Raw genomic sequence first — 18,910 nt, forward strand, 5'->3', positions numbered from 1 at the left:
CGTGACCGCTGCGGCCGTAGGGGTTTCCCTACGGCCGCAGCGGATCGCACACGTCCTGTCGGCCAACTGTCAGCGAGTGATTAGCGTCTACCTCAACAGCGTCTGCCTCACCACAGGGAGAACGACGGATGACGTCCGGGAAGACGTCCGGGAAGACGCCTGTGAAGACCCGCACCCGCCCGCACGAGTCGAACGGAACGGAAGAGCCGCAGTGGCCTTTGCCGACCTGACCCCACGACGACCGGTCTCGCGCGCCGACAAACCGTCGCCGCCGCGCGAGCCGTGGCGGGAACGCCACCGGGTGCCCCTCACGGCCGCCCTGTGCGCCCTGCCGCTGTACTTCGTGTGGTGGGCGGTCTTCGCCACCGGCGGCGGCGATCTGGCGGCCCAGGTGGCGTGGGCGGAGTTCGCGAAGATGTACCCGGACTCCGCGGTCAACCTGTTCTGGTACGGGGGCCTGCACGCGGCGAACTACAGCGTGCTCTCCCCATATCTGATGGCGGCGTGCGGCGTCGTCCCCGTCACGCTGGTGTCGGGGCTCTCGGCCTCCTGGCTGGCCGGTGCGGTCGTCACTCGTACGGGTGTACGCGCGCCGGTGCCGGTCGCGCTGGCGGCGACGTTCTCGCTGTGGTGCCAGGTGGTGTCGGGGCGCTCCACGTTCATGCTGGGCACGGCCTTCGCGTTGGGTGCCCTGCTGGCGGTGCTGAGCGGGCGCGGCGGGCGCCATCTCACCGTCGCGGCGGTGTGCGCGACGCTGTCCACGTTGGGGAGCCCCGTCTCCGGGCTGTTCCTCCTCGTGGTCGGCGCCGCGTATCTGCTGTGCCGGGAGTGGGGCCGGGCGGCGGCGCTGCTCGTGCCACCGGTGGCGGTCGTCGCCGTGACCACGCTGCTGTTCCCCTTCGAGGGCGAGCAGCCCATGGCCTTCAGCCGGATCTGGCCGCCGGTCGTGCTGTGCGCGGTGGTCGTACTGGTCGCGCCGAGCGCCTGGCGGGTGCTCCGCCTGAGCGCCGCGATCTACGCGCTCGGCGTGGTCCTCTGCTATCTGATCCCCACCCCCATCGGCACCAACGTCGAACGCCTCCTGGAACTGGCGGGCCCGGCGGCGGCCCTGGCGATCTGCCTCTACCGGGGCGAGGCGCGCACGGACGACTCCCGGCTGCCGCTGTCCTGGTTCACGCCCCGGCGGCGGCGGATCGCCGGCGCGGTGGCCCTGGTGCTCTCGGTGACCTGGCTGACCGGCAAGACGACCGCCGACATCGTCACCAACACCAAGGTGCCCGAGTGGGCGGTGAAGACCGACGGCGTGGTGAACGAGCTGAAGCGGCTCGGCGCCTGGAAGACCCGCGTCGAGGTGGTACCGGCCCGCGACCACCGCGAGGCCGCCATCCTCGCGCCGTACATCAACATGGCGCGCGGCTGGAACCGGCAGGCCGACGTCGAGCGCGGCCGGCTCTTCTACGAGGGCCACGGCGGGACCGAGGTGCCCGAGGGGGCCTTCACACCGGCCGCGTACAGGGCCTGGCTCTCGCAGTGGGCCGTCGGCTTCGTCGTCCTCGTCAACGGCGAGCCGGACGGGCCCGCCGAGCTCGAACACGCGCTGGTGACGAGCGGGCCGGACTATCTGGAGCCCGTCTGGCAGGACGCCAACTGGAAGATCTACCGGGTGAAGAACGCGACCCCGCTGGTCGACAAGCCGGCCTCCGTCGTCAGCGCCGACGGCGCCAACCTCGTCGTCCACATGCCGAAGGCCGGCGAGATCACCGTCCGCGTCGCCTACTCCCCCTGGCTCTGGGCCGACAACGGCTGCCTCACCGCCGACCGCGAGTCCGACGGCGAGCTCACCGAGTTCACCCGCCTCACGGTGCACGAGCCGGGGGACGTACGGATCAGCTCCCAGTACGGCGGGCCGTCCCGGACGACGGCCCTGGAGTGCGAGAAGGAAGCGGACGAGAAGGCGGAGCAGGGCGACGGGGAGGACGAGTGACGCGGGTGCGCGCCGCGCGGTGAGGGGCCGCCCCGGCGCGGGTCGTTCACCCTGCTGGCCGGCGCGCCCGGGTCCGGCGGCAAACCGAACTCGCGGGGTTGCGTCGAAACAGTCCATCCGCACGGAAGTGCTCTCTGCGCCGAAGCACCTCCACGCGGAAGCATCTCCTCCACGCGGAAGCGCCCTCCACGCGGAAGCGCCCCCTCCGTCCGTCGGGTCGGAAGGGGCGCCTCAGCGCCTGTGCGAGCCGTCCCGGGGGCCCGGAGTCCCGGAGGCCGGTGGTCGCTGGGTGGTCGGCTCGGTCGGGTCAGCTCACGCGGGTCAGCTTCGAGGTGAAGCCGGGTTCGGTGAGGTCGTCCCGGAGGGCGACCGGGACTTCCACGCCTTCGCCGGAGCCGTCGCCGATGATCAGTGAGCCGACCTCGGTGCCCGACTTCGCCTCGTGCGGGATGGTCGAGCCCGCGTCGAGTTCGAGCTTGACGGTCTTGCCGGCCCAGCCGACCGCCGAGACGTTCTTGGTGGCCACGACCGGGGCCTGTCCGCCGAGCCCGTCGTCCACGTATCCGACGACGTCGCCCTTCTTCAGGATCGTGTCGGAGGTCAGCGCCTCCTGCGCGGCGAGCATCGCGGTCTTGCTGACCGCGTTGACGGTGTCGATGATCGGCGGGGTGTGCTGGCCGAGGATCGCACCGACGACGATCGCCGTCTCGCCGCCGACCTCCTGCGTGCCCGCGAAGAGCAGGTTGCCGCCGGCGGCCGTGGTGGAGCCGGTCTTGATGCCGATGGCGTTGTTGTACGGGACGAGCCGGTTGTAGTTGCTCCAGGGCTGGCCCGAGGGGTCCTTCCAGGAGGGCAGCCTGGTGATGTCGGTGAGGGCCTTCATCTTCACCAGCTCGTTGCCGAGCTTGACCTGGTCCTCGGCGGTGGAGACGGTCGTCTCCTTCAGACCGGACGGGTCGGTGTACTTCGTGTTCTTCATCCCGAGGTCCTTGGCGGCGGCGTTCATCTTCTTGACGAACGCCTCCTCGGAACCGTTGCTGTCCCAACGGGCCAGCAGCCGCGCGATGTTGTTCGCGGAAGGAATCATGATGGCCGCGATCGCGTCGTACTGGGAGAGCGTGTCGCCCTCCTTGACGGTGTTGAGCGTGGACTCGCCGTCCTTGTCGTAGCCGCCCTCGGTCTCCGCCTTCGCGTCGACGGGGATGGTCGCGCCCTTCGCGCCGGGCTTCATCGGGTGTTCCTTGAGGATGACGTACGCGGTCATCGCCTTGGCGACGGAGCCGATGGCCACGGGCTTCTGCTCGCCGAAGCTGTCCATCGTGCCGATGCCGTTGACGTCCATCCAGCCCTGGCCCTCGGCGGGCCACGGCAGGTCGACCTTGTCGCCCTTGAACGCGTACGACTCGTCTGCGGTCAGGGCGAGCGCGGGGGCGGGGAGCGGACGGAATGACTGTGCGACAGCAAACACAATCACCAGCAGGATGGCCAGGGGCGTCCAGATCTTGACCCGGCGGATGATCGTCCGCACGGGGGTCTGGCGCGGGGGCGGCGTGTTCGTCAGCTCCGCCAGCAGGTCCAGCGGCGGCTTCGGCGGCAACGGCTGCTGCGTCGTCCGCTCCGGACCCACCTGCGGGATGGTCCGCGTCGCCTCCGCCGGGCTGATGGCGGGGGCGTCGGGTACCGCCGGGTGCTTGGGTGCGTCGGGTACCGCCGGGTGCTTGGGTGCGTCGGGCGCCGCCGCCGGGGGCCTGGGCGCGGCGGGCTCGTCCAGCGGCTTCAACGCGACGAATTTGCTGGTGCGTTCGGCGGGGGGTACGGCCTCGGCGCCGTCGCTCCTCGCCGCGCCCTCGGTGCCCTTGGCAGCTCCGGCACGCCCGGACTCGGCGTCGGCCTTCTCCGCCCTGTCGGCCTTCTCCGCCCTGTCGGCCTTGTCCGCCTTGTCTGCCCTGTCGGGCCTGCCGGGCTTGTCGTCCTCGACGGGCTCGGCGGCCTTGGCGGCGCCACCGCCCAGCTTGAGCATGGTGGTGGGCTGATCCACGGCGGGTGGCCGGGGAGCCCGGAAGATCGCGGTCGGCTGATCGACCTTCGGGGTGGACTCAGGGACGGAGTCCGCCGCGTCACTCTTCGCCGGAGCGGAGTCTGCCGCGCGATCGGCGGACTCGGACTCGGGCTCGTCGTCCAACTCGGGCGCGTCGTCCAACTCGGGCGCGTCGTCGGACTCGGGCGCGTCGGCGTCCGCTTCGGAGCTCGCGCCCGCCTCACGGGTGTCGGCCTCACGGGTGCCGGCCTCACCGGTGCCGGCCTCGGCTGCGGGCTCGCTGTCGGCGCGCTCGTCCTCGGCCGTGTCGGCCCGCGCCTCGGTGGCGGCGTCCGCGTCATCGTCCGAGCGTTCCGCAGGCTCGTCCGCCCCCTCACCGCCCCCGGAAACGGCATCTGCGCCGGAGCCGTCCGAGTCCCCGACGTCCGACCCGGCGTCACCCGAGTCCTCGGCGCCCGAATCAGCCTCTTCCGCGCCCTCGGCGTCAGCCGCGGCCGCCCGGCCGGTTTCCGGATCGTCGGCCACCGGAGCGTCGACCTCCGCCCCGGTGGTCCCCGCCTCGGTGGTCCCCGCCCCGGCGGTCCCCGCCCCGGCGGTCCCCGCCCCGGCGGTCCCCGTCGCGCCGCTCTCGCGCACCGCGGGCTTCGCCGTGCCGGAGTCCGTGCCCGTCTCGGGGTCGTCCAGGGTCAGGCCCTGCGCCTCCGCGGCCTCCAGCAGCGCCCGGCGGGAGAAGACCGCCGTCGCCTGGTCGACCTTCGGGGCGGCTTCCCGGGACATCGCGAGGCGAGGGTCGGGAGATGGCTTGGCGGGACCGGGGGCCGGGATCGGTGGTTCGTTCCCCGGCGTCGACTCCGTCGACGACTCGTACCGCTTCGACCTGTCGGGGGACGTGCCCGCCACCGATGCCTCCTCCCGCGCGCCGCCCGTCCTAGGAGCGCGCGCCCAACCGAACCGTGAATCCGTGAAAACCCGCCGCCCGGACACTAGTCACCGCGGGCGCCGCCGCGCCGCGCCGCTGTCCGAACCATGTACCAGTGTCCTGTGTGCGGGCTTAACCCCTGCGGTAGACGAGAACGACATACCTACTGGTTCCACTACATTTCGGTCACGCACTCTCGACAGATGAATGTGAGAGGGGTCACCCTGTCATTCATCCACGCGGGGAGGCATGGATGGGCATGAGCCGCAGAACACTTCCGGAGGAGCTTCTGCTACTGGCGCTGGACCCGGCCACGGGTACCACCGCACAGCCGCAGTCGCTCGACCTTGGTCTGGCCGGAGCGCAGCTAGTGGAGCTGGCGCTGGCCGGACGGATAGCCCCAGACGGGGATCGTATCGCCGTGGTGTCCCCACGGCCGACTGGAGATCCGACTTTGGACTGCGCGTTGGAGTTGCTGCGAAGGCGTGGCGCTCCGGTACGTGCGATCCACTGGATTGGCGGGCCGCGTCTCGGGCTTCGCCAGACCTACCTCTCGCATCTGGAGCGGTGCGGCATGGTGCATGCCGTGGCGGGCCAGATGTGCGGAGTGCTGCCGACGACTCGCTACCAGGCGAGTCAGACCGAGATCAGCCGGGAGATCCGAGCCCGGTTGGACTCCGCGATCCGCACCGGCGTCCCGCCGGACCCGCGGACCGCGGCGCTCGCCGCCCTGGCGCACGCGGTCGGCCTCGGCAAGCACCTGTATCCGGGGAACGAGGGACGCTCGTCCCGCTCCCGGCTGCGGGACCTGATCCGGCACGACCCCATGGGTGGCCTGGTGGCCCACGCCGTCATGGACGTGCAGAACGGCGTGGCCGCACAGCCGCGTCGCAGCCCGGCACCGACCGGCCGTCAGGCCGCCCCCGGCGCCAGGCCACCCGCACCGGAGCCCGCGCGCGGCGTTCCGATGCAGCCACGCCGCGGCTCGATGGCCCGCGTCGTGGCGCACTGAGAGGCATGCGCTGACAAGCACACGCTGAGCACCGAGGTGCGCGTGGGCGCCGGACCCCAGAGCCGCGGGTCCCGCCCCCACCGCATCACACGCGCCACCCGTTCCACCACAGCACCACACGCACTGCTTGCACCGTCGGCGCCGAACCACACGCAGGGACCCCAGGACCCGGTTCGGGAGCCGCCGGCTCGCGCGGGGCGTGTACGGCCCACATACGGCCGTACACGCCCCGCGCGGCCGCATGTGCGCGCACCTCACGCCCCGTCCCTACGCGTCCATCCGGCGGAGATCCCTCCACGGCGGAAAATCACCGGTGCAAACGGCGCGTGCGCAGCGCATATCCGCTGTTTTCCAGCGGTACTCAGCACCTTGGTGGCAATCTGCTCAGCAGCAGATACGCAATGTAGAGGCACGCAGCCGGAGGTGCACGTCCCGTGGCGTCCAATGTCAATCCCACCGTCAGGCGACGCCGGTTGGGCCAGGAGCTGCGTCGGCTCCGCGAGCTCAAGGGCATGACCGCCGAGGAGGTCGCCGAGCGGCTGCTGGTCTCCCAGTCGAAGATCAGCCGCCTGGAGAACGGCCGCCGCAGCATCAGCCAGCGCGACGTCCGCGATCTCTGCGGGGTCTACGAGGTCGAGGACCAGCGGGTCGTCGACTCCCTGATGCAGATGGCCAAGGACTCCCGCCAGCAGGGCTGGTGGCACGCCTTCGGCGACGTCCCGTACAGCGTCTACATCGGCCTGGAGACCGACGCGGCCAGCCTGCGCGTCTACGACCCCCAGGTCGTCCCCGGGCTGCTGCAGACCCGCCCGTACGCCGAGGCGCTCATCGCGGGCGCGCTGCCGGAGACCATGCCCGGCGACATCGACAACCGGGTCCAGGTACGGCTGAGGCGACAGGAACGTATCTCCGCGCCGGAGAGCCCCCTGCGGCTGTGGACGGTCCTCGACGAGGCCGCGCTGCGCCGTGTCGTGGGCAATCGCTCCCTCATGCGCGAGCAGCTGGAGCACCTGGTCGAGCAGTCCCAACTCCCGCACGTCACCGTGCAGGTGATCCCCTTCGACCTGGGCGCGCATCCCGGTCTGAACGGGCAGTACGCGATTCTGGAGTTCCCGGACGCGTCGGATTCCAGCGTCGTCTACATCGAGGGCGTCACCAGCGATCTCTATCTGGAGAAGCCCGCCGACGTCCAGAAATACAGCGTCATGTACGAGCACTTGAGGGCGCAGGCCCTGAACGTGGAGCAATCCCGCCAGTTCATCGCGGACATCGCGAAGGAGTACGCGGAGCTTCGGCCGCGCTGAGCCCCGGCAGGGACCGCCGAACGACCCCTGAAAGCCCACCGAAGGCTGGATTCGAGCCCTCGCGGGGCTGAAGGGGCCGGAAGATACACCCTCGACACACTCGGAGGGAAGACCCTCATGGAATATGCCACCCACCCGAGTGAATAGTCGCTTCGCCAGCCGATGTTGGCGAGTAGCGTCGATCACGTCAAGGAAATCAACGACCTTGGCGCAAACCGAACCGTGGGTTCCGGAAACGGTCAGCAAGGTTTCACGGCTCGGCGACAGCAACTCAACGACAAACCGGCAAGCGGAGCAGAAATGGCAATTCAGCAAGGCGCCACGGACACGTGGGTCAAGTCGTCCTACTCCACGGGGAACGGCGCGTGCGTCGAGGTCAAGTCCCCCGTCGTCTCGGCCCTGTCCGTGCGTGACTCCAAGGTTTCCGACGGTCCGACGCTGGCGTTCCCCGCCGACTCGTGGAGCGCGTTCGTGGCCGAGGTCAGCCGGGGAGCCTTCGACCTCGCGTGACCATGGTTCACCCCGACCATCACCACCACCCCAACTTCACATACACCTACTGACAGAGCCCTCTCGACCGGCCCGCCGTCCTGGCCGAGGGGGCTCGGCCTTGTCCTCACCCCGCCCCGCCCCGGGATCACCGCTGGATCACTCCGGGATCACCGTGGCATCACCCCGGGGTGACCGGGTTCACCGCAGCCGGTCCACGTACGTGTCCGTCCCCGGCACGGTGGGAACGAACGGCGCCAGCAACTCCGGCCTCCCCAGCCCGCTTTCCGCGACCGCCTCCCCGAGTCCGTCGAAGTACGCCTCCCAGCAGTCGCGCGGGTCGGCCTCCAGGAACCAGAGAAGGGTGAGGCGGGTGTCCACGCCCTCGACCTGCTTGACGTACGACATCCGGTCGACGGGCAGCGGGGTGGGCCGGAAGACGGTGACCATCGCGGCCGGCGAACCGGCGAGCCGCTTGGGCAGATGCCGGGCCCGCAGCCACTCCAGCAACTCGGCGCGCTCCTCGGGCCCTTCGGCGTCGATCACCTGGAGCACGAGGCCCGCGTACGGGTGGTCGAGGGCGTGGAAGTCGCGGGGCCCGGCGGCCCCGTCGCGGTAGACGGTCGCCTCATGGTCCTGGAAGGCCGTGAAGACATGCGTACGGTCCTGGTAGACGCGTGCGTCGCGATTCAGCCGCCGGTTGATGGCGACGGTCCACCTCATGTGGTCGTCGTAGCGGCCGTCGGTGATCCAGTACGTGGAGAGGTAGCAGCCGGCGGTGACCGGCTGGGCGATCGCCGACTTCTCCGGCGTACGCAGGAGTTGGAGGTCGCGGGTGGCCACCCAGCGGCGCCCCGCGAACATCCAGGGCATGGCCATCGCGCCCGCGTAGTAGTGGTCGTCCTCGTACCAGCGGTTGTACGCGTACTCATGGCCTGGGTGCGGCTCGACCATCGTGATCAGCGCGTGGCCTGGGCGGACGCCGTACGGGCCGACGGCGGCCAGTTCGGCGTACGTGGCGCTGCGGGTGTCCTCGCTCATGCGCTTGGCCTCGCTCATGTGCTTCCCCTTCCGTCCACCTGCGGTCGCCCATACTCTGACGCTCCGTCAGATATTGCGCCAGAGCCGGGAGGTCTCCGATGTCACTGCTCGCGGGAAAGACCGTCGTCGTCTCGGGAGTCGGTCCCGGGCTGGGCCAGCGGGTCGCCGCGGCGGTCGTACGGGACGGCGGGAACGCCGTTCTGGGGGCGCGCACGGAGGCGAATCTCGCCAAGGCCGCGGCGGACGTGGACCCGGACGGCGCGCACACGGCCTACCGGGCGACCGACATCACCGACGAGGCGCAGTGCGCGGCGCTCGCGGCGCTCGCGCGGGAACGGTTCGGGGGCGTGCACGCGGTGGTGCACGTGGCGGCCTGGGACAGCTACTTCGGGGGCCTGGAGGACGCCGACTTCACCACCTGGCAGGCGGTCCTGGACGTGAACCTGCTGGGCACCCTGCGGATGACCCGGGCCTGCCTGCCCGCCCTGAAGGCGGCGGGCGGCGGGTCGGTCGTCATCATCGGCACGCAGTCGGCGGTGGCCGCGCCCTCGCAGGTGCGGCAGGCCGCGTACGCGGCGTCCAAGGGTGCGCTGACGAGCGCGATGTACTCGTTGGCACGGGAGTTGGGGCCGCACCGGATACGGGTCAACACCGTGCTGCCGGGGTGGATGTGGGGGCCGCCCGTGGAGGCGTACGTGCGGTTCGCGGCGCACGGCGAGGGCGTGTCCGAGGCGGAGGTGCTGGCGCGGCTCGCCGAGCGGATGGCACTGCCGGAGCTGGCCACGGACGGGGATGTCGCGGACGCGGTGGCGTTCCTGGCCTCCGACCGCGCACGGGCGATCACCGGCCAGTCCCTGCTCGTCAACGCCGGGGAACTGATGCGCTGACCTGCCCTCACCGACGGCCCCGCCGAGGAACGAGGGTGATTCTTTTCAGCCACCCGCAGTTCATATACATAAACCCAAGTCACCGCTCGGAACTTTTTTACCTCCTCTTGACCTTCCACTTCCTTGCCGTGGGCATGCCACCGAACCCAGAGTTCACATGCCTGACCTTGGCGGCGGACCCTGGAAGGGGGCCCATGAACAGTCTCGACTGGGCCGTGCTCATCGGCTACTTCGGTGTGATGGTCGCGATCGGCGTCTGGTCGCACAAGCGCGTGGACAACGTCAGCGACTTCTTCACCGCCGGCGGCAAGATGCCCTGGTGGCTCTCCGGCATCTCGCACCACATGTCGGGCTACAGCGCGGTGATGTTCACCGGCTACGCCAGTATCGCGTACACCTACGGCGTCACGTCCTTCGTGACCTGGTCGTTCCCCATCGCGCTCGGCATCGCCATCGGCTCCAAGCTGTTCGCGCCGCGCATCAACCGGCTGCGCTCACGGCTGCATGTCTCGTCCCCCCTGGAGTACCTGAAGAACCGTTACAACCTGGGCACGCAGCAGGCGTTGGCCTGGTCCGGCATGCTGCTGAAGATCGTGGACGTCGGCGCCAAGTGGGCCGCGATCGCGACCCTGCTGTCGGTCTTCACGGGCATCTCCCTGAACCAGGGCATCCTGATCACCGGATCGATCACGGCCGTCTACTGCACGATCGGCGGCCTCTGGGCGGACGCGCTCACGGAGTTGGGTCAGTTCGTCATCCAACTGCTGGCGGGCGTCGCGATGTTCATCGCCGTGGCGGGCAAACTGGGCGACTACGGCGGCTTCTTCGGCGTCTGGGACCGCCCGGAGCTGGAGGGCCACGGCCAACCGCTGGTGGGCCCCTACGGCACGGTCTTCCTGCTCGCCTTCCTGTTCATCAAACTCTTCGAGTACAACGGCGGCATGCTCAACCAGGCCCAGCGCTACATGGCCACGGCGACCCCGTACGAGGCCGAGCGCTCCGCCCGGCTGTCGGCGATCCTGTGGCTGGTCTGGCCGCTGGTGCTGTTCTTCCCGATGTGGATGTCGCCGCTGCTGGTGACGTCGGAGAAGGGCGACGGGTCGGACTCGTACGCCCTGATGACCGAACAGCTGCTGCCGCACGGGCTGTTGGGCCTCGTCATCGTGGGCTTCTTCTCCCACACGATGGCCATGTGCTCGTCCGACGCGAACGCCATCGCGGCCGTCTTCACGCGGGACTGCGCGCCGGTGATCTGGCGGCGGGCGCGGACGTGGAGCGAGGGGCAGGGGCTGCGGGTCGCCCGGATCGCGACCGTCGTGTTCCTGGGTCTGTCGATGGCGGCGGCCACGCAGGTCAACTCGCCCGCCTTCAAGGACATCATCACCGTCGTCATCAAGTGGGTCGCCGGGCTGATGGGACCGATGGCCATCCCGATGATGCTGGGTCTGCTGCGGCCGTTCCGCCGGTCGGGGCCGACGGCGGCGCTCACGAGCTGGGCGTGCGGGCTGTTCGCCTTCTGGCTGGTGAACTACCCGATCCACTGGAGCGTCGAGGGCGGGGTGCCGCTGCAGTTCCAGGTGTCCATCCCGCTGGCCGTCTCGCTGGTGCTGTACATCGTCATCGGCTTCATCAAGCCGGAGGACACGCCCGAGCGGCTCGCGATCATCGAGAAGATCAACTCGGACGGCGACGGGGACGGCAAGGGCGGCGCCGGAGCCGCTGCCGCCGTACCGGCTCAGGGGAAGGACGCGTCCAGCCCCAGCGGGGTCTGAGGACCCGACGGAGGTCCGCCAGCGAGGCCACGAGGGCCGCACCCGGGAGGTGTCCGGGGGCGGCCGTCGTCGAACCGCCCACACGAGGTTCCGCCCCGGGTCGAGTACGAGATCACCGAACTCGGCCGCAGCCTCGCCCCCTCTTCGCCCACCTCGCCGAATGGTTCGCCGCCCACCTGCCAGAGGTAACAGCGAACCTGCGAGACCTACGACTCCGAACCGGGCCGGACCGCGCCGTGGGTCAGCTGATGTGGGCCGCGATCGTGCGGGCGCAGGTCAGGGACTCGGTGTGAGTGGTGTCGACCTCCAGGTCGTAGTGCACGCCCTCGTGGACGAGGTGCGCCTGGGCCGCGGCCATTCCCCGGACTCGGTCTCCCCGGGCGACCTCGCGGCCGGCAGCGACAGTGCTGTCGCATCGGACCCCGACCCAGAGCACGTCCAGCGCGCCTACGCCGTCGACGCCGTCCTGACCGTCATTGCCGCCCTGGCCGCCCTGGCCGTCATTGCTGTCATGGCCGTCGAGGATGTTCTGCCAGCGCTGCTGGGATGCCGCTCCGCCGAGGAAGATGTCGTCGATGATGATGCGGGCGCCCGCGCGGGCCATGGCCACGACGCCCTGGGCCCAGGCCTGTTCCAGGGCGCGGAAGTCCGCCCCGATGCCGACCTGGCCGTCGGCGGAGATCTCGATGCCGCCGTCCGACGTCTGCATCCTCGCGGGCATTGCGTCGATGAGGGAGTCGGCGCCGAACGCCAGCCACTGGTCCGGCAGTTCGGCCTGCAGGCACCGTACGATCCCGGACTTCCCCGAGCTGGAGCCGCCGTTGAGGATGATCATCTGAGTGGTCACCGGGCTACGGTAGGGCGCCCCGGGCACGGCACGAAACCTGTTTCGGCGGGCACGGGAGGACGGCGGCGGAGTGGCAGGGGGAGCGTGTGGAGGCCGAGGTCGTCGAGGTCGAGGTGACCGCGCCGTGGGAGGGAGGTGGCCACTCCCACCCATGGTGAGGAGGGCGGCGATGGCGGTGACGCCGGGGTAGGAAGACGGGGCGCCGAAACAGGCCGCCTATATGTCGCGCACCATGAAGACGTCCACCGGGTCCTCCGTCTCCAGGCGGAAGCCGTGGCGTTCGTAGAGGTGCCTGGCCGGGCTCCCCTGCAGGACGTTCAGGCGGACCGGGATACCGGCGTGGTCGCAGCGGCTGAGGAGGGTGGCGAGTACGGCTGTGCCGATGCCGGTGCCCTGGAGATGCGGGGCGAGGTAGAAGTGCTCCAGCCAGTGGGCGTCGGCGGCCGGGCGGAGGGCCACGCAGCCGGCGAAGGTGCCGCTGACCTCGATGACCCAGGCGTGGGCCGGGTCGAAGGAGTCGCGGAAGCGTTGGCGGACGCGGTGGGGATCGTAGCGGCCCAGGCGTTCGAGGTCGGGGCGCATGACCACGGCACGCAGCTCGGCGATCGGCTCGACGTCCGTCGCCAGCGCCGGACGTATGTTCCAGTCAGCCATGATCGGCACGCTATCCCGCAACCGGCTCACGACACCGCGCGGGCTCCGCTGCTCCCGGTCGCGTGGACTCAGGCCCGGGGGTAGCGGGTCAGCCAGCCCGGTACCGCGCCGCCCGGGGCGTGGAGGGACGGGCCCTGGGTCATTTCCAGGGCGAAGTCGTCGGCGAGGACGAGGATCGTGGGGCGGCCCTCCAGTTCCGCCAGCCAGGCCGGGGGCAGGGCGGTCTCGCCGTGGAGGGCGCCGAGGAGGCCGCCCGTCAGGGCGCCGGCGGCTCCCGAGGGGCCGCCGTGGTTGACGGCGAGGCACAGGCCGTGGCGTATGTCCTCGCCGACCAGGGTGCAGTAGACGGCGACGGCCAGCACCCCCGCGGCCGCGCCGTCACCGGCGAGCCGCTCGACGACGGCGGGGGACGGCGTGCCCTGGCGGACGGCGGTGACGGCCTGCTGGAGGGCGTCGGCGACGGGCTGGTGGCCGGGGCGGGCGGCCAGCAGCACCAGGGTCTTCTGGACGGCGGCGTCGAGGCTCTCCCCGCGCGCGAGGGCGTGGACGATGACGGCGTAGGAGCCGGCGGCCAGGTACGCGATGGGGTGGCCGTGGGTCTGGGCCGCGCACTCGACGGCCAGCTGGAAGACCAGTTGGGGTTCCCAGCCGACGAGGAGGCCGAAGGGGGCGGAGCGGGCGGCGGCCTCGGCGCCGGACGCGCCGGGGTTCTTGGGGGCGTCGAGGGTGCCCATGGTCCCGTCGCCGAAGCCGAGGAGGCAGATGACGGAGGGGTCGCGGCGCGCGTAGAGCCACTCCTCGCGGGCGAGCCAGCCGTCGTCCTTGCGGCGTTCGTCGGGGCCCCAGTCCCGCTGGGTCGCCGCCCAGCGCAGATACGCCCGGTGCAGATCGGTCGGCGGGTGCCAGACACCGGTGTCGCGGCGGACCTGGGCGCGGATCAGGCCGTCGACGGAGAACAGGGCGAGCTGGGTGAGGTCGGTGATGGCGCCGCGCCTGCCGTACGCGGAGACCAGATCGGTCAGCCACTCCGGGCCGTACGCCTCACCGATCTGCGCCAGGGTGAGGTGGTCGACCGGCGCGCCCAGCGCGTCGCCGACGGCCGCGCCCAGCAGCGTTCCGCGCACACGGCTGCGGAAGTCCTGCTGCTCGACCCGCCCCCAGACGGCACCGGCTGTCGCACCCACCCCGGCCTCCTCACGGCCCTTGCCCGACCCGTACGTCAGTACGTCAGTACATCCGTACGCCCGTACGGCTCGACAGTCCAGCACTGTAATGGAATGGGAACGGTCCAATCAGGGCTCTCGACGAGCGCTAAACGTCACGTGGGACACACCTGTTGATCCACTCTTGATCCACTCCGATCGCCAGACGCGTGGACACGAACAGCCGCCGTACCCGGCCCTGCTCTCGTATGGCTACGGTGAAGGGACATGTAGCGCTGTGTAACCTCAGTCCTCTTCTCTCGCCAGGCCGCGATCGGCCGCGTAGTGCGGGCAGGGCAGCAGGTGCCACGTCACGGTGAAATGCTCCTCGCCCGCGGTGAGGGTGCGGGCCTGGCCGTCATCTGGGCTGGCTTCGCAGTACCTGCGCAGGAGGGCCTTCGGGTCGGGCCAGCGGCCGAACGGCCCGGTGTCACCAGGGCGGTGGCGTCGAGGACACCGGCCCCTTCGTGCGGATGGGCGGCAGTGGGATCACCTGGGGTTCCCTTCGTCGGCGGCCCGCTGGGCCAGCAGTTCCAGGACGTCGTCGTTCGAGCCTTCGAGGGCCTGACGGGTGAGCCGTTCCATAAGTTCGGGGTGGGTGCCGCTGCCGGGTCCGGTGATCCGGGCGGGGACCGGGCGGCGCTGTTCGATCACCCGGGCCCCGTCGTCCTGCTGCTGTTCGGCTTCGCCCAGTGCCCAGTACAGCGAGGCGACCGACGGGGACTTGCCCGCGTTCTTGCCGACCTTGATGGTCAGCTTCTTCGCGCTCTCGGGGACGGGGACGCCCTTGTCCTTGAGCGCGACGGCGAAGGTGAGCATGTCGTCGTCGATGGCCTTCGGCCGTCCGCCGTGGTTGCCCTTGGACGCGGCGGTCACCTGGCCTTCCAGGGGCTTTTCCCGGATGTAGTTGCGCTCGATCTGGGCGGCGGCGGCCAGGACGGCGAAGAACATGGCGCCCATGCAGCCCGGGTCGTAGATGCCGGTGAGCGGGCCGGTGAGGAGTTCGAGCTGGACCCCGGCGCCCTGGAGCTGGCCGGAGAGCGTCATCAGCTCGGCGGCGTTGCGGGCAAGGCGCTTGAGCTCGTGGACGGTGAGGATGACCTCTTGGTCGGGGCGGCCTCCTTGATGTCGTACGCGAGCTTGAGCGCCTTCTCCAGCTCCGGCCGGGTCTTGACCCGGGTCGAGATCTTCTCGGAGAAGATCCGCTTGCAGTCGGCGCGGGCGAGCGCGTTGAGCTGGGAGGCGAGTTCCTGCCGGGCGGTCGAGCAGCGCGCGTTACCCGATCCGGATCGGCTTGGCCACCGCGGTGGCCGGCGCGGCCTCGACGGGCGGACCGGGCTTCCACGGCCGCCCTGGTCCCCGGTCCTCGGGCGCGAGGACCTCCGGCTCCTCGCGGAGTGTAGGGACGAGGATGAAGCGCGGGGTGTGGTACTTCGTCGCGCATCTGCCGCCGCGCGTGCGGCACGGGCTCCCAGCGGGAGCTTCGCAGTTCGGACAGTCGTTTTGTTCTACCTCAAAGGCGGCTTGATCGGGCGTCATATCCACCCCGGCAGTGTGTCAGAACTGTCTCGCACAACACCCACGTTTTGCGAGGACTTCTGCGAGTGGCGACCTGCGGAAACGCGATCACTTCCGGGGATCTCGCAGAACTCGCACAACTGGTAATTTGCGAGAATTACCAGTGCGCGCCGATCGTCACACGGAAGCCGGCGAGAAGCGGTGTGGAACTGGCAGGTCTAGGAAGTTCCATTTGGATCACCGGGCATCGGCCTGTCCCGCGGCGGACAGCTGCTCGACTAGACGGGCATTGCGTTGCGGTTCGCTGTCCGAGCTCAGCTCAGACGATAGGCGCCCCGCCGATCTGGAGGTGTACGCCGTCGTGCCCTGAGACGGGGGGATTTGGTTTCAGGGTGAAGGCAATCGAGCGGAAGGGCCGGGACCCGCTGAGGCGAACGGTGCCGTTGGAGTCACTGACCCCGCCGCTGAAAGGATGATACTGGCCTTCGACCTTGTTGCCGCCGACGACCTCGAAGTCATCGTCGCCGCTCAGTTCGGTGACTGTCGTACCCGCCGGAAGGTTCGTGAACTCCAGGGTTGAGGCGAGCGACCCCAGATGGAAGACGAGGTTCTTCATGTCGGCTTCGAATTTGACTTTGAAGGAATGGCCGACAAGGCCGACGATTTCTATCATGTCTGAATAGGGCAGTTGCGGGGTGAAGGAGTCCAACCCAAATTGCTGCCAGTCCTGGTGGAGGTAAGCGGCGCCCAATGGGTTCACTGCCGGCGTTGCCGCAGCGCCTTCCCCGGTGAGCGTCACCCTTTGGCCGTCCAGGGTTCCGACGGCCCGGGTCTTCTCGTCGTTGCGGGACGTCCAGTCGACGAACTGAAGCGGTTCTACCGTCCCGCCGATCTGGAGGTGTACGCCGTCGTGCCCTGAGACGGTGGGAAGCGGTTCGAGGGTGAACGCAATCGAGCTGAAGGGCTGGAGGCCCTTGAGTTGAACGCTGCCGTTGGAGTCACTGACTCCGCCACTGAAAGGCACATACTTGCCTACGACCTTGTTTCCGTCGACGACCTTGAAGTCATCGTCACCGCTGAGCTTGGTGACTGTCGTACCCGCCGGAAGGTTCGTGAACACCAGGGTTGAGGCGAGCGACCCCAGGTGAAGAACGATGGCCTGCACGTCAGTTTCGAATACGACGTTGAAGGAATGGCCGGCAAGGCCGACGATTTCTATCATGTCTGAGGCCCGAAGTGGCGGGCTGAATTGCGCCAACTCAAATTGCTGCCAGTCCTGGTGGAGGTAAGCGGCACCCAAGGGGCTCACTGCCGGCGTTGCCGCGGCGCCCTCCCCGGTGAGCGTCACCCTATGGCCGCCCAGGGTTCCGACGGCCCGGGTCTTCTCGTCGTTGCGGAACGTCCAGTCGACGAAAAATTGCTGCGCTGCCATGTCTCGGCCTTTCTGATCTGAGAATTTGGCCCATGTGAGCTGGTAGCTTCGCCCCGGAGGTTCACTACGCCCAGACCGGTCCTGCCGGGTGCACTTGTTGCCTCGTCAACAGCCGCGTTCGCTGCGCTTAACCCCTCTAGCGAACGGCCTTGCCTTGTAGCCGCGTAGTGTCCTGCCGTTGGGTGTCTTTGTTCCAGATTAGCGGCATATGAGATTCGCACCACCTGATCCTGGGCGGGGTGAGGGGCAGGCGAGTCAGGCTCTCTTGCCCAGGCGAGATTGCAGCATCTCCACCCAGGCATCGTCGCCATCAAGCGGCACAACCGGCTCAACGGAATCCGCCATCCCACCCTTTACCCACTGCTCGCTCCGCAAGCCTCCTCGATCGAGTGAGGCTTGCGGCGCGATTCGGTGTTGCGCCCCAAGCCGGTCCCCTCACGCGGAGGCCGTTGCCGGTTCACCCTCGGCGGTGCGCGGCCACGGCACTGCGGCTGCCTTGGCGGTCAGGTCCAGTTCGAGGCGCCTGTTCATGTCCAGCTCGAACCGGTCGTAGAGGTTCACGTGGGTCCAGAACAGCGGGGACAGTGCCCGCCGGTCGGCGTCGGTGAGCGTGCCGGCCGACTTCGGATCGGCGAGGACCTGTCGACGTCGGCGAGGTAGCCGCAGACGAACGCCGTGCTCACAGCCCGGCCCAGTCCTCGATCGCCTGGTAGGTGGGGTGCTTGGGGCCGCCGCGGGTGAAGCGGCGCAGGACCTGCTCGGCCTCGGCGGTGCCCAGGCGCAGGGCGGTGGTGTACTCACCTAAGAGAGCAGTGCTCACGAAGCAGGGCGGCGCCCGCCTACCAGAGCAGTGCTCACGAGGTGGCCCGGCCCCCTACTCCGCACCCCTCCGGCCACCCTCGGTTTTCCGCCAACGACGGCTCTCGTCGTGATCCAACGCGCCGAAAATCACCTGGGGATGATCCATGACCACGCACATAGTTGGACCATGGCTGAATCCCAGACCCCCCGTGGCTCGCTTCTCCCCCTGGCCTCGACGCTGCTTGTCGGCACGGTCGCCCTGTACATGGCGCTCGTGGCGTTCAGCAACATCACCGACTTCGGCACGAACCAGCAGTTCGTCCGCCATGTCTTCGCCATGGACACCACGTTCAAGGACGAGGACCTCATGTGGCGGGCCATCGAGTCGAAGGGCATCCAGGACGCGGCCTACGTCCTCATCATCATCTGGGAGACCGTCTCGGCCCTGGTCCTGCTCGCGGCCACCTACTTCTGGGCCCGGGGTCTCGGCCACCACACCTTCCACACCGCCCGCCGCTACAGCACCCTCGGCCTCCTCATGGTCCTCCTCCTCTTCGGCGCCGGCTTCATCGCCATCGGCGGTGAATGGTTCGTCATGTGGCAGTCCGGCGACTGGAACGGCCTGGACGCCGCCCTCCGCGTGTTCCTGCTGAGCGGCGTGGTCCTGCTGGTGACCTACTTGCCGACGAACGACCGGACGATCGACTGACCGACCTCCGCGTCCGCGGCCGGGCCAGGAGTCCCCTCCGGAAGCACGGCGTTCGACACCGGGCTCGGCCACGACCTGGGCCGCGCCACCCAACGGCACGCCCCCATCGCCCAGTTGCCGTTCGGTGAGCAGTCTGGCCAGTCGAGCACCTTTTCGAGTTGCGGACAACTGCCTCGTGAAGAGGTACGCACTGGCGGGGACTTGGCGAAGGGTTTCCTGGTTCACGTCACTCAGCGTCGCGACTCGTTCCTACTCTGAACAGTGACGACCCCGGTACCTGGCGTGACTGACCGGGTGCCGT

17 protein-coding genes and 1 pseudogene are annotated in these 18,910 nt (G+C 69.5%); 8 read left to right on the top strand and 10 right to left on the bottom strand.

The features are described from left to right. Positions 1–301 precede the first annotated feature (301 nt). Entirely contained in the window at positions 302–1,984 is a 1,683-nt protein-coding gene (locus OG272_RS21815) for a hypothetical protein (RefSeq protein ID WP_328224702.1), read from the top strand. A gap of 307 nt (positions 1,985–2,291) precedes the next feature. Here the strand turns inward: OG272_RS21815 and OG272_RS21820 are convergent, their stop codons facing one another. Further along, a complete protein-coding gene (locus OG272_RS21820; protein WP_405894558.1) occupies positions 2,292–4,922 on the bottom strand; it encodes a D-alanyl-D-alanine carboxypeptidase in 2,631 nt (876 codons plus the stop codon). A gap of 272 nt (positions 4,923–5,194) precedes the next feature. Here OG272_RS21820 and OG272_RS21825 point away from each other — a divergent pair, with 272 nt between their 5' ends. The 3 genes from OG272_RS21825 to OG272_RS21835 all read left to right on the top strand — a co-directional run bounded on the left by OG272_RS21825 (position 5,195) and on the right by OG272_RS21835 (position 7,767). Beyond that, on the top strand, positions 5,195–5,953 hold the full coding sequence (locus tag OG272_RS21825) for a GPP34 family phosphoprotein (RefSeq protein WP_033531862.1): 759 nt from the start codon (positions 5,195–5,197) through the stop codon (positions 5,951–5,953). A 434-nt stretch (positions 5,954–6,387) separates the two neighbouring features. Next, on the top strand, positions 6,388–7,257 hold the full coding sequence (locus OG272_RS21830; RefSeq protein ID WP_326582083.1) for a helix-turn-helix transcriptional regulator: 870 nt from the start codon (positions 6,388–6,390) through the stop codon (positions 7,255–7,257). Positions 7,258–7,557: 300 nt separating this feature from the next. After that, positions 7,558–7,767: a DUF397 domain-containing protein gene (locus OG272_RS21835; protein ID WP_326582082.1), complete on the top strand. Its 210-nt coding sequence runs from the start codon at positions 7,558–7,560 to the stop codon at positions 7,765–7,767. A 180-nt stretch (positions 7,768–7,947) separates the two neighbouring features. On the opposite strand, the gene OG272_RS21840 is transcribed toward OG272_RS21835, so the two are convergent. Further along, positions 7,948–8,805, bottom strand: coding sequence for a hypothetical protein (locus tag OG272_RS21840; protein WP_326582081.1), 858 nt, complete (start codon positions 8,803–8,805; stop codon positions 7,948–7,950). An 80-nt stretch (positions 8,806–8,885) separates the two neighbouring features. Between OG272_RS21840 and OG272_RS21845 the strand changes: the two genes are divergently transcribed. From OG272_RS21845 to OG272_RS21855, 3 genes and pseudogenes are all read left to right on the top strand, one after another. Then, entirely contained in the window at positions 8,886–9,674 is a 789-nt protein-coding gene (locus tag OG272_RS21845) for an SDR family oxidoreductase (RefSeq protein WP_327729198.1), read from the top strand. A gap of 194 nt (positions 9,675–9,868) precedes the next feature. Continuing rightward, positions 9,869–11,446 (top strand): sodium:solute symporter family protein, encoded by a 1,578-nt coding sequence (locus tag OG272_RS21850; RefSeq protein ID WP_326582079.1) that lies wholly within the window; start codon positions 9,869–9,871, stop codon positions 11,444–11,446. Between the two features lie 84 nt (positions 11,447–11,530). After that, positions 11,531–11,695, top strand: a pseudogene (locus tag OG272_RS21855) (winged helix-turn-helix transcriptional regulator); the annotation flags it as partial. Here OG272_RS21855 and OG272_RS21860 read toward each other — a convergent pair. From OG272_RS21860 to OG272_RS21895, 8 genes are all read right to left on the bottom strand, one after another. Further along, complete coding sequence (locus tag OG272_RS21860; protein WP_328223342.1) at positions 11,688–12,293, bottom strand: phosphotransferase-like protein; 606 nt, start codon at positions 12,291–12,293, stop codon at positions 11,688–11,690. The pseudogene OG272_RS21855 and the gene OG272_RS21860 sit on opposite strands and share 8 nt — an antisense overlap. A 216-nt stretch (positions 12,294–12,509) precedes the next feature. Next, a complete protein-coding gene (locus tag OG272_RS21865) occupies positions 12,510–12,947 on the bottom strand; it encodes a GNAT family N-acetyltransferase (RefSeq protein ID WP_327729195.1) in 438 nt (145 codons plus the stop codon). A gap of 68 nt (positions 12,948–13,015) precedes the next feature. After that, on the bottom strand, positions 13,016–14,131 hold the full coding sequence (locus tag OG272_RS21870) for an ADP-ribosylglycohydrolase family protein (RefSeq protein WP_326582076.1): 1,116 nt from the start codon (positions 14,129–14,131) through the stop codon (positions 13,016–13,018). Between the two features lie 507 nt (positions 14,132–14,638). Continuing rightward, positions 14,639–15,247, bottom strand: coding sequence for a recombinase family protein (locus OG272_RS21875; protein ID WP_405896051.1), 609 nt, complete (start codon positions 15,245–15,247; stop codon positions 14,639–14,641). Further along, positions 15,196–15,624 carry a recombinase family protein gene (locus OG272_RS21880; protein ID WP_327732215.1) on the bottom strand — a complete coding sequence of 143 codons (429 nt, stop codon included), beginning with the start codon at positions 15,622–15,624 and terminating at the stop codon, positions 15,196–15,198. Before OG272_RS21880 ends, OG272_RS21875 begins: the two co-directional genes overlap by 52 nt. Before the next feature lie 362 nt (positions 15,625–15,986). Continuing rightward, complete coding sequence (locus tag OG272_RS21885; protein WP_327729192.1) at positions 15,987–17,099, bottom strand: hypothetical protein; 1,113 nt, start codon at positions 17,097–17,099, stop codon at positions 15,987–15,989. A 435-nt stretch (positions 17,100–17,534) separates the two neighbouring features. Continuing rightward, positions 17,535–17,660 (bottom strand): hypothetical protein, encoded by a 126-nt coding sequence (locus OG272_RS21890; RefSeq protein ID WP_327729191.1) that lies wholly within the window; start codon positions 17,658–17,660, stop codon positions 17,535–17,537. A gap of 118 nt (positions 17,661–17,778) precedes the next feature. Then, positions 17,779–17,919: a hypothetical protein gene (locus tag OG272_RS21895; RefSeq protein WP_405894560.1), complete on the bottom strand. Its 141-nt coding sequence runs from the start codon at positions 17,917–17,919 to the stop codon at positions 17,779–17,781. Between the two features lie 168 nt (positions 17,920–18,087). Here OG272_RS21895 and OG272_RS21900 point away from each other — a divergent pair, with 168 nt between their 5' ends. Further along, positions 18,088–18,609, top strand: coding sequence for a DUF2165 domain-containing protein (locus tag OG272_RS21900; protein ID WP_327729190.1), 522 nt, complete (start codon positions 18,088–18,090; stop codon positions 18,607–18,609). Positions 18,610–18,910 lie beyond the last annotated feature (301 nt).

Origin of the sequence: Streptomyces sp. NBC_00104, assembly GCF_045160825.1 — a bacterium.
Classification (GTDB): Bacteria; Actinomycetota; Actinomycetes; order Streptomycetales; family Streptomycetaceae; genus Streptomyces.